At 36.7% G+C, this 12,678-nt stretch carries 14 protein-coding genes and 1 tRNA gene; 1 reads left to right on the top strand and 14 read right to left on the bottom strand.

Going from position 1 to position 12,678, the window contains the following annotated elements:
* Positions 1 to 162 precede the first annotated feature (162 nt).
* The 6 genes from GVN16_RS12660 to GVN16_RS12635 all read right to left on the bottom strand — a co-directional run bounded on the left by GVN16_RS12660 (position 163) and on the right by GVN16_RS12635 (position 7,183).
* Positions 163 to 1,461 carry an HlyD family secretion protein gene (locus GVN16_RS12660; RefSeq protein ID WP_166564259.1) on the bottom strand — a complete coding sequence of 433 codons (1,299 nt, stop codon included), beginning with the start codon at positions 1,459 to 1,461 and terminating at the stop codon, positions 163 to 165.
* Positions 1,461 to 3,665: a peptidase domain-containing ABC transporter gene (locus tag GVN16_RS12655; protein WP_166564258.1), complete on the bottom strand. Its 2,205-nt coding sequence runs from the start codon at positions 3,663 to 3,665 to the stop codon at positions 1,461 to 1,463. The genes GVN16_RS12660 and GVN16_RS12655 overlap by 1 nt, the downstream gene beginning before the upstream one ends.
* Positions 3,666 to 3,699: 34 nt before the next feature.
* Entirely contained in the window at positions 3,700 to 4,839 is a 1,140-nt protein-coding gene (locus GVN16_RS12650; protein ID WP_166564257.1) for a hypothetical protein, read from the bottom strand.
* Complete coding sequence (locus tag GVN16_RS12645; RefSeq protein ID WP_166564256.1) at positions 4,839 to 5,660, bottom strand: M48 family metallopeptidase; 822 nt, start codon at positions 5,658 to 5,660, stop codon at positions 4,839 to 4,841. Before GVN16_RS12645 ends, GVN16_RS12650 begins: the two co-directional genes overlap by 1 nt.
* 407 nt (positions 5,661 to 6,067) lie before the next feature.
* Positions 6,068 to 6,799 (bottom strand): type II CAAX prenyl endopeptidase Rce1 family protein, encoded by a 732-nt coding sequence (locus GVN16_RS12640; protein WP_166564255.1) that lies wholly within the window; start codon positions 6,797 to 6,799, stop codon positions 6,068 to 6,070.
* Positions 6,800 to 7,027: 228 nt separating this feature from the next.
* On the bottom strand, positions 7,028 to 7,183 hold the full coding sequence (locus GVN16_RS12635; protein ID WP_166564254.1) for a hypothetical protein: 156 nt from the start codon (positions 7,181 to 7,183) through the stop codon (positions 7,028 to 7,030).
* A gap of 196 nt (positions 7,184 to 7,379) precedes the next feature.
* Between GVN16_RS12635 and GVN16_RS12630 the strand changes: the two genes are divergently transcribed.
* On the top strand, positions 7,380 to 7,760 hold the full coding sequence (locus tag GVN16_RS12630; protein WP_166564253.1) for a helix-turn-helix domain-containing protein: 381 nt from the start codon (positions 7,380 to 7,382) through the stop codon (positions 7,758 to 7,760).
* A gap of 45 nt (positions 7,761 to 7,805) precedes the next feature.
* Here GVN16_RS12630 and rplL read toward each other — a convergent pair whose 3' ends face one another.
* From rplL to GVN16_RS12590, 8 genes are all read right to left on the bottom strand, one after another.
* A complete protein-coding gene (gene rplL / locus GVN16_RS12625) occupies positions 7,806 to 8,186 on the bottom strand; it encodes a 50S ribosomal protein L7/L12 (RefSeq protein ID WP_166564252.1) in 381 nt (126 codons plus the stop codon).
* A gap of 78 nt (positions 8,187 to 8,264) precedes the next feature.
* Positions 8,265 to 8,798: a 50S ribosomal protein L10 gene (rplJ, locus tag GVN16_RS12620; protein ID WP_166564251.1), complete on the bottom strand. Its 534-nt coding sequence runs from the start codon at positions 8,796 to 8,798 to the stop codon at positions 8,265 to 8,267.
* A gap of 2 nt (positions 8,799 to 8,800) precedes the next feature.
* Positions 8,801 to 9,499 (bottom strand): 50S ribosomal protein L1, encoded by a 699-nt coding sequence (gene rplA / locus GVN16_RS12615; protein ID WP_166564250.1) that lies wholly within the window; start codon positions 9,497 to 9,499, stop codon positions 8,801 to 8,803.
* Between the two features lie 64 nt (positions 9,500 to 9,563).
* Positions 9,564 to 10,001 carry a 50S ribosomal protein L11 gene (gene rplK / locus GVN16_RS12610; protein ID WP_166564249.1) on the bottom strand — a complete coding sequence of 146 codons (438 nt, stop codon included), beginning with the start codon at positions 9,999 to 10,001 and terminating at the stop codon, positions 9,564 to 9,566.
* Between the two features lie 429 nt (positions 10,002 to 10,430).
* Positions 10,431 to 10,982 (bottom strand): transcription termination/antitermination protein NusG, encoded by a 552-nt coding sequence (gene nusG, locus GVN16_RS12605; RefSeq protein WP_166564248.1) that lies wholly within the window; start codon positions 10,980 to 10,982, stop codon positions 10,431 to 10,433.
* Between the two features lie 29 nt (positions 10,983 to 11,011).
* Positions 11,012 to 11,203, bottom strand: coding sequence for a preprotein translocase subunit SecE (gene secE / locus GVN16_RS12600; RefSeq protein ID WP_166564247.1), 192 nt, complete (start codon positions 11,201 to 11,203; stop codon positions 11,012 to 11,014).
* 47 nt (positions 11,204 to 11,250) lie between these two features.
* Positions 11,251 to 11,321, bottom strand: a tRNA-Trp gene (locus tag GVN16_RS12595).
* A gap of 66 nt (positions 11,322 to 11,387) precedes the next feature.
* The gene (locus tag GVN16_RS12590) at positions 11,388 to 12,608 is read right to left on the bottom strand and encodes a TCR/Tet family MFS transporter (protein ID WP_166564246.1); all 1,221 of its coding nucleotides are present in this window, start codon (positions 12,606 to 12,608) and stop codon (positions 11,388 to 11,390) included.
* Between the last annotated feature and the right edge of the window lie 70 nt (positions 12,609 to 12,678).

Genomic DNA, 12,678 nt, shown 5'->3' with positions numbered 1-12,678 from the left:
GAATTTACCCCTTTTCATCTGCCCTACGAAAACAGAAGTGTATCGGGTAAAATGTTATCTGTCTTGATGAAAGAACCAAAGCACGGTGAAACAATCATCAAAAAGCTTGCAAAGGTATGTGTTTCTTCTTAAGAAGACAAGTTTTTCTAAAAAAATATGTTGTTATCTGGTTTGTAATGAGCGTTTAAAAGCAAAAAGTAATCGCTCGATTAATTTCATATCTTCCGTAACGATTTCTGCTGAAGCTTTCATACCGGTTTTATACTCCACTTTTTTGTTTGCGTCTGTTAGCAAACCGTTTGGCAAACTCACAGTAGCCCAAAAGAACTGGTTGTCCTGAGACGATAGTTCTGCTATTGTGACTATCTGTCCTCGTATTGATCCAAACTCTTCGAAAGGATACCCCTGAAGCTTTATTAAAACTTTTTGTCCTTTTTTAACTTTACCAAAATTGGCCTGTGGAATCCTGATTTCTCCCAAATAAGTCTTATTCTGTGTTGATATAAACAGAATTTCAGAACCTGATTTAACATATTGCTTTTCCTGAAGCGAACCAGCCAAATTAACATGACCATCAATGGGAGAAAATAAAACATATCTGCTTTTCCATTGTTCAATATTACTTTTCAGAATATTTAATGATTGTTTGAATGACTCCTTTTGTAACAGGGTAGTATTTTCCAGCTCCAAGATCTCCCGTTGTTTGCTATTAACCAATGCCCTGTTATTTAAAATCGTATTTTGAATATTTTTGATAGGTATCTTTTTAGCCAAAAGTTTACTCTCTTCTCTGTATAAGTCCAGTTTGGCGATAACCTTTTCGTTTAACAGTTTTTGGTTTATTTTATATTCTTTATCTGACAATTCTACATCTCTGTCATATAACTTTAACTGGTCTTGCAAATGCTGGTTAATAGTAAGAATTTCATTTATTTCATTCTCAATAAAATCTTTCCTTTTTTGAAAGTATTTATCCTTAAACAGGAAACTCATCTGAACATAATTTTGCTGGAGATCCTGGTACTGATCTTGAAGCTCCCCTAAGTGATAATACTTACCCAAAGTAACTAAATGCACCTCCGCTATATTATCATTCAACAAGTTGGTATCAAAATTTTTCAATTCGCTTTCAAGCTTTAACATTTCATTGTGATTTGCAGTACTTTCTAAATAGCCAAGCATTTCGCCTGTTTTTACCTTTTGGTTTTCTTTTACAAATATCTTTTCCAATCTACCATCGACTTTCGCGATTACCGGCTTGGGGAGGCTTGTAGAGCTCAATGTAAAATCCGCAACCACAATTGTAGGGTAATGGATCCACCAGCCTGCAGAAAATACAACTAACAATACAATAGATGTGCTAAGGATCCCCCATCGAATCAGCCAGTTTGGAATGGTCTCCAAAAAATCTCTGACCGCTTCGCTTCTGATTTCAGCTTCTTCAATGTCTATATTTTCCATTAACTTCCCAATTCTAATTGATTCTTTACCAATGAATAGTAATAGCCCTGCTTGTACACTAAATCATCATGAGTCCCTGATTCAACTATTTCACCCCTATTAAGTACAATAATCTGATCTGCATTCTTAACTGTACTTAAACGATGTGCAACTACGACTACAGTTCTACCTCTGAAAAACTCATCCAAATTCCGCATTATCTGAGCTTCATTATTAGCATCTAATGCAGAAGTGGCTTCATCGAAGAATAAAAATTCAGGATTTTTGTAAACAGCACGGGCTATTAAAATCCTTTGCTTTTGCCCACCACTAATTCCCATTCCGCTTGAGCCAATCCGGGTGTTAAAACCGCTGGGTAATTGTTCAACAAATTCACTTATGTTTGCAGTATGGATAGCATTTTGAAGTTTTCTCTTATTTATTGAGCCATTTATGTCTGATTCACTGACATTACGGGCAATAGAGTCTGCAAAAATATAACCATCCTGCATCACAACTCCGCATTGGCTACGCCAGAAATTGTAACTCAAATTTTTCAGATTGGTATTGCCTAAATAAATCTGGCCGTTAGATGGTTCATAGAACTTGAGAAGTAATTTCAAAAGCGTTGTTTTTCCGCTACCACTAGCCCCTACAATTGCGGTTACTTTTCCTTCCGGAATTGTCAGATTAATGTTTTTCAAAACTAATGCTGATGCACTACTTCCATAACGAAAGTCCAGATTTTGCATCTGTATCGTTTTATTAGCAGGTAACTCATTTATCAATAAATCTTCTTTTGTTTCTTCGTCGGTTTTATTATGAATCTCTGCCAATCTTTCAATACTTAACTTGGCATCCTGATAACTCCGGATAAATGTCAAAAAATTATTGATCGGAGCATTCATCTGACCAATGATATATTGTACCGAAAGCATAGCTCCTAAAGTAATTTCTCCATTAATAACCGATCTTGCCGCTATAAAGCTTATTAAGATATTCTTTATTTGATTAATAAAACTCCCGCCTTCATTTTGTGTTTGAGACAAGGCTAAACTGCGGATATTCAATTTGAATAAACGTGCCTGAATGGCCTCCCACTCCCAGCGTCGTCTTTTTTCTGAGCCATTCAATTTTATTTCCTGCATTCCATTGATCAATTGAATAGTACTGCTTTGATTACCGGAAGCCTGGTCGAAATATAAATAATCTATCTTTGCCCGCGTTTTTAAGAAAATCAGAACCCAGACAATGTAAAATAATGATCCTGTCAAAAACGTCCAAAACAATAAAGGATTGTAATAGAATAGAATTCCCCCGAAAACAAACAATGTTATTGATGAAAAAAGCACGTCCAATGTAGTGGCAGATAAAAAAGCCTGTACACGATCGTGGTCACGAATACGTTGCAATAAATCCCCGGTTGTTTTGGAATCAAAAAAACTAATTGGCAAATTCATCAGCTTCATCAGAAAATCTGAAAGCATTCGTAAGTTAATACGACTTGTTGTGTGTAATAATATCCATGACCGGATAATACTTATGAACGATTGGGAAATAAAAAGTACTATCTGAGCAATCAATATTAAAGAAACGAAACTCAGATTATGTGTATTTATGCCCGTATCAACTATTTGTTGAGTTAGAAACGGTAAAGCAAATTGCAACAAACTTGCCACCAAAAGACCAATAAAAAGTTGAATAATATACCTTTTGTAAGGGCGAAAATATCGAAAAATGAAACCTGTTAAAGACTTTTTCTCGGTTGTTTTTACTTCCTGCTCGTAAAACAAAGGTGTGGTCTCCAACAGCAACAAAACCCCTTCTGATTCATTGGTGGGTTTTTTCTCGGGTATCCACCCCTTAATGAAATCTTGTTTTGAATAAGTAATTAATCCATAGCCAGGGTCACCAACTATCAACTCTTCTTTGTTAGCTTCATAAACTACAACATAGTGTCTCTGACGCCAATGAGCAATACATGGCAAGGGGATTTGTTCTGCTAAAGTGTCAAAAGAAACATTTAGAGCTAAGGAACTAAAACCAATCTTTTCGGCGGCATCAGCTAGACCACCAAGTGTAGTACCATCCCCCGTCAGATTAGCTATTTCACGTAAATAGTTAGAATCATAAGCTCTTCCATGAAATTTACTAATCATCCGCAGGCAAGTTGGCCCACAGTCTTTTTGATCATATTGACGATAGAATGGATGTTTTTTAGCCATTAATTACTTAATCTTTGTTAACCTTTCAAAAAATCTACTGTAAAGGGTTTAAATCATTAAACAGGTCATATTGAAAAGTGTAAGGTTGATTGCTGTAATCTAATAAGGCCAATTCTTTTCCATATTCTAATAGTATTGTGTTATATCCATCTAAAAATTGTTTATGATAGGCTAAGCCATCGTGTGTTAAAATCTCAGAATTACTCATCAGTTGGAGATCTAAATAAAATTTGTGCATATAGAAACCCATTCTTCCTAATGCCTCGTGGCATTGCTTTTCATCAAATAAAGTTTCCGATTTTAATACTTTATCCAAAGAGTGTAAAATAGTTGTGTAGGTAAATAAACCATGAAAAGCCCCATAAACTCCTCTATTTTCTTGTGGATTGGTCGAAAACCCCCTAAGTGGGTAATCTTTCGATACTTTCAGAAATTTGGTAGCTTCAAGTGTAAGTACATTAAAAATGACGTGTCCGCATTGGTGAGCAATATCATCAATAAAGAATATAGGCGATTTTTGTTTGTTTTCAACATTAAAATATGCCGTGCCATGATGGGAAATACTTGCAAAAGAATTGTGATTAGGGCTACTAAAAACTACAAATTGATTATTAACACCAGTAATAAGTTGCCAAAAATCAGATACCTGATTTTGAAAAAAATCTATTGCTTTTTCTAATTGTTTCTGATGTTTGGCTAAAGATTGTTCAACTGATTCATCAAACACTACCCCTTTTTGACAGCTCAGATGATCGGTTGGGTGTAAACAGAGACGAATACTGCTATTTTTAACAAATTTACCTGACAGTAATCTTTGTTCGATTTCTTGCGATGACAGCCATAATACTTCAAAAGGATTTGTCTGAATGTAGCCCAAATTTGGCAAATTCACCAAACCAAACAAATCGGCTTTAACCGCAATTTTTGAAGGACGTTTTTCTTCCGCTATATAACCAAACAGCGTCTGTTCTAAGGACATTCTATTTTCAGGGTCAATATCGGAAAGAAAATAGCAGAAACAATTTGGCTCTAAAAATAGTATATCATTTTCATAGTCTAACAAATTAAAAAGTACCTCATTTTCCTGATAAATAGCCATTCGGATTGTGTCGGCCAACGAAATCTGATTTTGAGCTAATAGTAGATCGCTAATGTAAAATTGCAGGATTTTCATCAAAGTTTTTCTAAAAGTTCATCAATGTCGACACCCGTAATTTGGTATGGATAATTAGTATAAACCTCGTTGTCTTCGTTCATTCGATATCCACTTGCTATATTCGCTTTTGCTTGTAGTAATAATGCTTTTGCTTGCTCTTTTTGATGATTTCGTAATAATATCGTTGCCTTATAATATTCGACATCCGGGAAATTTGAGTTCTGAGCAATGACATTTTCAAAATATGTTAAGGCTACTTTATAATTTTTTTGTTTATATTTTGTCAATCCCCAATAAAACCAATCTACATAGTGTACTGCGTCTTTGTCTTTCAACAAAGCATTATTAACAGATAAACCTAAATAATAATCGGCAGAATCTAATTGATTGAGTTTCAAATAAGAAATACCTATCCAAAAAGGATAGCTATGATCCATTATGTGTTCAAGGGGACGTTTTTTATAAATAGCTTTCAAATCTGTAAGGGCACTTGTATAGTCTTTCATAAAGATACATTTCATAAAACCACGATAACCCAGATAAGCAATACTGTCATACTGAATAGCCTTATTTAAGAATCTCATTCCATCATAATACTTTCCACTTTTAAAGTTTGGCATGGATTTTTGTTGCCACAAGTATGCGTTTTCAGGCTCAATTACTAATGCCGAATCTAAGTACATTTGCCATTCTAATGAATTGTAACTGAATTGATGCCAATACTTTTGGGTGATAAATCTTTCTTTTTTCGCCCTTATGGTACTATCATTTTGAGCAAAAGACAAAACGGTTACCAATAAGAATGTCAGACTAAGGCACAATTTCAGTAACTTTTCCATGCTCAATTTTAAAAGTGAAGTAGGCATAATAATCAAATTTCCGGCTTTCATAAGTTCCGATTTTCCAATTTTCTAAGGTCTTGACAAAATTTAACAATTGCTCAATGTATCTGTCTTCAAATTTTGCAATCTGGTAATTGTTATCAATCTGATAAATTTCAAAATTGCCAGATTGCCCCTTGCAATTCACTACAAAGCGAATGGTAATAAATCCATTTACTTGAGAAGATTGATAAGTGAGCGTTTTATTTACTTCCTCGGTAAGTTTTTCAGACGATAGCGTGTACTTTGCATTGAAAGAATAATAGTGCGGTTTCCATTTATTAGTAAACACGCTATCACATAACTTGTAAGAATTTTGTTGGGCAGTTGAGAGCAAAGGCAAAACAAAAAAAGGACATAAAATTTCATATCACGTAGGTTAATAATCTGGGAGAGAAAAACAATAAGTTAGTAGCCACGTGCAAAAATATTGAATACTGTATGCCAAATTTCATTCTCGAATAGCCCAAAACTATTCCATACATCGTTTGCGGCAACGTCAACAAAGGCATCAAAAACAAATACTTTACCCCCAGACGAAAATTCAAAAAATGGATAAATCCAAACACAATCACGGACAAATAGAAAATCAATTTGGGATTTCTTAACCAAAATACACTTAAACGAGAACTTATATTCTTAAAGCATTTCAATAAGAGAAATATAAATAAGCTGAATGACAAGATTACTATTATCATAAAAATAGTATTATTCATCCATGGAAAACAACTAGCAAAATCATGATTTCTAACCCCAAAATAACTAATCCCCACCCCCATGAGAACCATATTAGAGCAAGAATATCTCAAAGACGCCCGAAAAACAAACTCTTCCATTATTGGCCCAACTAGTATAAAAAAAAAGGCACTTAACACTATCCCTCTTAATGAAATAAATTTATCAACTTGATTCTCTATAGAAATATTCATTTTTAACAACGATAGATGTATAAAAAGCATCAAGAACATCGCCACTAAAAAAGAAACCACTAGAATAAGCATAGTCTTTTTTAGCTTTAATTTGAAAGATTCTTGATTCCCTTCTATATCACCTTTAAGTAAAATTATTCTTATATCCTGAAATATTTCCTTGATCATTGAATATTGTTTAAGTCCATTTCACACCTGTTTAAATTTACTAAAACCAATGTCGTTTTAATAAAGGGCTACATTCAATTAAAATGTAGTCAAGAAAAAATCTCTTTACTTATTTTCTGATTCCTGTGAAGATTATTCCTCACTCGCTTTATAAAACGACATTGATGTAATTTCAAAACTTCTGCCAAATTAGATATTGCTTGGTATGAGAATTGGTCTATGATTATATTAGAAGATATAAGGCCCACCTTTTATAATGGTATCCCAAACATGACACCAATCGATATCACCTCCCTTGATTGATTCCAAGTTACTTGTTTTCAACTCTTCTAACTTTTTTTCTCCTTTCTGAGCTTTCAGCTCTTCTAATGACAATCTTTTCATAATATTTATATATCAAAGGGTTTAAAATTCAAGACACCGTTGTATGAAATGCCCTTTGATATTGCAATAATACACCTCTGTCAAAAAAAACCTTATGCAAAAAACTCACAACATTATGCAAATTTTACAAGGCTAAAATAGCATTTGCTATTTCCGTATATTTGTGTACATTTGACTCAAAAAACCATACCTTTTTATGAATTTTAACAACGATAATCTAAGAAGATTAAGAATCCAGGCAAGCTTCTCACAAGAATATATGGCAGAAATGCTGAATATGGAACACTCGTCTTACAACAGACTTGAGAACGGAAAACAAAAGCTGAAAGTAGAAGAAATACCAAAGATCGCCAGGGCCTTAAGTATCACATATGAAGAAGTGCTCAGGGAGCTTACTGGGTGGCCATTAAATAATGTAAATCCATTTAATCAAAACTCAGTTTCCAATAAACTTGACAAAGATTTTTTGATTTTATTACTAAATGAGAAAGATAACCTTATCAAGGAAAAGTCAAAAATGGTAGAACTTTTGGAAGAAAAAATCGAAATGCTCGAAAAACAAAATGAGGTGGAGTAAGTTTTTCAACTTATTCCACCTCACTCAAAATACCGGTAGAGTAAATTACTTGATCTCTACTTCAGCACCAGCTTCTTCAAGTTGCTTCTTAAGGGCATCAGCCTCATCTTTAGCAATACCTTCTTTCAATGCTTTTGGAGCACCGTCAACTAGTTCTTTAGCTTCTTTAAGTCCAAGACCTGTAAGATCTTTAACCAATTTAACTACCTGAAGTTTGTTAGCACCACCTGATTTAAGGATCACATCGAATGCAGTTTGCTCAGCAGGAGCTTCAGCAGCGTCTCCGCCACCAGTTGCTGCTACTACAACCGCACCTGCAGCTGCAGGCTCAATACCATATTCATCCTTAAGGATAGTTGCTAATTCGTTTACTTCTTTAACGGTCAAATTAACCAATTGTTCAGCGAATGCCTTCAAATCTGCCATTTTAATATAAAATTTTGAAAGTTAATACTTTTGTTTTTAAATGTAGGATGGATACACCTTGTATCACCCTTGAATAATTCAGGCGGCTTCTTTCTCAGAAAGAGTTTTAAGAATACCAGCCAATTTGTGACCACCACTTTGAAGTCCGCCAATAACATTTTTGGCAGGCGACTGTAGCAATCCGATTACTTCGCCAATCATCTCAGCTTTAGATTTCAATTTCTCAAGAGTCTCAAGTTGGTCGTGACCAATGAACAGACCTCCGTCGATTGAAGCACCTTTAAGCTTAATTGAGTTTTTATTTTCTTTAAGAAAATCTTTAAGGAGTTTCGCCCCTACTTTACCCGATTCAGGGTGAAATAAGATACCTGAAAAACCTTTAAGAACTGAATCTTTGAACGGCGTGTAATCTGTGTCGAGCGTCTCAAGAGCTTTCTCGATCAAAGAATTCTTAACCACTCTGTATTCGATACCTCTGTCAAAACACAATCTTCTGAATTTGTTGGTTGTAGCAACCGACAAACCACTTGCGTCTGTGATATAGAAATAAGGTGAGTTAGCAAACTTCTCGGTAAGCTCCTGGATTATTACTGCTTTTTCTTCTCTTCTCATGATTACAATCCAATTATTGTTGATTTGTCAATCTTTATACCCGGACTCATGGTGCTTGAAAAGCTGATGCCTTTCACATAAGTACCTTTTGCTGAAGATGGTTTGAGTTTAATCAGTGTCTGAATTAACTCATTAGCATTTTCTGCGATTTGCTTAGGATCGAATGATACCTTTCCTATGGCTGCATGAATAATACCTGTTTTATCAACTTTGAAGTCAATTTTACCAGCTTTTACTTCTGTTACAGCTTTTCCTACTTCTAATGTAACTGTACCTGATTTAGGGTTTGGCATAAGACCTCTTGGTCCTAACACACGACCCAAACGACCAAGTTTAGCCATTACTGTAGGCATAGTGATGATTACATCGACATCAGTCCAACCCTTTTCTATCTTGGCGATGTAGTCGTCAAGACCTACGTAGTCAGCTCCGGCAGCTTTAGCCTCTTCTTCCTTATCAGGAGAACAAAGAACCAAAACCCTTACTGTTTTACCGGTACCGTGCGGAAGGGCTACAACACCTCTTACCATTTGGTCAGCTTTACGTGGGTCAACGCCCAAACGTACATCAACATCAATAGATGAATCAAACTTAGTGTAAGAAATCTGCTTCAAAACAGCCGCAGCTTCTTCCAAAGAATATTCCTTTGAAGCATCATACTTCGAAAGGGCTTCTTTTCTTTTTTTTGTGATTCTTGCCATATTGTTTGTTTGGTAATTAACGTTCCGCATTTTGCGAAACTCCCATTAATAAAATGAAAAAAAATTAAAAAGGACTGTCTCCTTTGATCCTTAAGCCCATATTCGCTGCTGTTCCGGCAACCATTTTCATGGCCGACTCGATAGTGAAGCAGTTAAGATCCGGCATTTTGGTTTCGGCGATAACTTTCACCTGATCCCAAGTTACTGAACCAACCTTATTTCTGTTAGGCTGATCAGAACCTTTCTTTACTTTAGCTGCATCTATCAACAACACCGCTGTAGGAGGGGTTTTGATAACGAAGTCAAATGATTTGTCTGTATAGTAAGTAATCAATACAGGAACCACCTGGCCCATTTTATCCTGAGTTCTCGCATTGAATTGCTTACAGAACTCCATGATGTTAATACCCTTCGAACCTAAGGCAGGACCAATCGGAGGTGCAGGGTTGGCTTGACCACCCTTAGCCTGTAACTTAACATATCCTGCGATCTCTTTCGCCATTGCTTGAAATAATTTAAAATGTTGAGAAATACGAACATACGAACCCAACTTTAAGATCCCGTCAACCTAGTCACAATTGGTTGATTTTCAATTAAATGTTCTTTCGATTCTCCATAGTTTTAACCAGACTCTCCGGGGAAGCGTTACATAATCAGATTATGACAAGAGAAAGGAAAATTCTACGCCGCCTTGTCAGTTTCTACAAAACGGACTGCAAAAGTAGAGGAAATTATTTTTTGTTCCAAATTTATTCACACATAAATTGTTGGATATGATGGATTTATGAGATTTTATGGAAAGCGGAGAAAAGGAAAAAGGAGAAGGGGTTTGGAATGATAGAGAGTGGAATATAAGTTACACCCGCTATTTTCATTGAAGAAGGCTGCTCCTTTGGGGAACAGCCTTCTTTATATTTTTCGGGAGAGTTGATTAAATCTTCTCTACCTGAATGTAGCTTAACTCTACCGGTGTGCTTCTTCCGAAGATCTTAACACTTACATTCAATTTCTTCTTATCGTCAAATATTTCTTCTACAGTACCTTCGAAGCCATTGAATGGTCCGTCGATTACTTTAACTGCAGCACCTTTTGAGAAGCTCACAGCTGAGTCGATCGTTTCTTCACTGATTTCTTCCTGGATACCTAAGATGCGGTTCACCTCAGATTGTCTCAAAGGTTCAGGTTCAATAGATGCTCCGCCGTTTTTACCAAGGAAGCCAATAACACCAGGCAAGCTTTTGATCATGTGCATTACCTCACCGTTGTTCAGGTCAGCATTAATAAGAATGTACCCCGGGAAATAATTTTTCTCGCGGACTCTCTTTTTTCCGTTTCTTACTTCAACAATTTTCTCTGAAGGAATCAATATCTCAGGAATGAAATCGGTCAGCTTTCTTCTGACTGCTTCATTTTCGATATAATTCTTAATTTTCTTTTCTTGTTGTGATACGGCTCTTACAACATACCAACTGAACTCACTCATGTGCTGACTGCTCTTGCAGGCGTTTAAGTTTATATTGATTGATATAATAATCTTAACGAATTATCTATCAGGAAGTCGATGGCACCCACGACAAGGGCAAAAATAAGCGATGCTACCAAAACAAGAGTGGCACTTGACTGCAACTCACCCCATTTAGGCCAGGTAACTTCATTAGCTACCTCATTCCATGATTCCTTAAAAAAAGATACCAGTTTATTCATTAAACTACTTATTAATAATGATTGTATTTGAAAATTTTCAAAAACAGCACGGGAACTAGGACTCGAACCCAGACCGACGGTTTTGGAGACCGTAGTTCTACCTTTAAACTATTCCCGTGTATATAAAGAACCTTAATTGGGCTGCAAATTTAGCAATATTTTTTGTTACACCAAAATTACTGCATTAAACCTTTAAATTTTCTTTTTTTATGGTCCTGTAAGTCAGCACCAGACTGATGACCGTCAACAAGGATCCGACAAAAAACGGAGCTCCCGGAAAATACAGGTCTGTTTTAGCGGAAGTAAAATATCCGAACAAACCCAGCATCAAAGGCTGACCAATGATGGCCGCCACACTTAAAAGGCTCGTTAAAGCCCCCTGAAGCTCTCCCTGCTCATTTGCCTTGACCTGGTTGGAGATAATCCCCTGAAAGGCCGGATTGGCTATTCCTCCGAAAGCAAACGGTATCATGATCGCATACATCATCCAGGATTGGGAGGCGAAAGCAAAAGCCAGAAGCCCAAGGGCGTTCACCGCCAGACCTACAAACAGAGCTTTCTGCTGACCCAGTTTAGGGATAATCACCCTGATCAAACCGCCTTGTACGATGGCGACCATCAATCCGACAAATCCAAGCGACAGACCTACTTCCATTTCACCCCACTTGAACTTTTCCATGGTATAAAACGACCAGGTCCCCTGGGTAGCGTAATTGGCTACATATACCAGGAACAAAGATGCCACCAAGGTAAGTATAAAAGGGTATTTCCTGAGGTTTAAAAGACTTCCGACCGGGTTGGCTCTTTTAAAGTCAAAAGGCCTCCTGTTTTCGGGTTTTAGTGACTCAGGTAATACAAAGTATCCGTAAAGCCAGTTGACCAATGTTAAAGCGGCTGAAACCCAGAAAGGAATCCGGCTGCCGTATTCTCCCAGTATTCCGCCCAGTGACGGGCCGATAATGAAACCAAGCCCGAAAGCAGCACCGATCATTCCGAAATTCTGAGCCCTCTTTTCAGGGGGACTCACATCGGCAATATAAGCACTTGCAGTCGTGAAACTTGCTCCTGTGATACCTGCGATAACCCTCCCTACAAACAGCCAGAGGATAGACGGGGCCATAGCGAGGAATATGTAATCAATCCCGAACCCGAAAAGTGAAAACAGCAATACCGGGCGTCTTCCGTATTTGTCACTGAGCCCACCGATGATCGGCGAAAAGAGAAACTGCATAAGCGAATAGACAAAAACCAGCCACAGGGCATAATTGGAGGCTTCACTGATGTTTCCTCCGGTCAGTTCCTGAATCAACACCGGAATAATAGGAATGATGATCCCTATTCCGATCACATCAATCAGAACGGTAATCAGGACAAATATAATTCCGGCCGGTTTTGAATTCCTCATCAGGGAGATAGTATTACAGTGTTTGTACTAAAACACAAAAAGCACTCACAAGGAGTGCTTTTTGCTATAT

Source organism: Emticicia sp. CRIBPO (assembly GCF_009905725.1).
GTDB lineage: Bacteria > Bacteroidota > Bacteroidia > Cytophagales > Spirosomataceae > Leadbetterella.
Note: the sequence above shows the minus strand (reverse complement) of the source record. Positions and strands in the feature narration are given on the sequence as shown.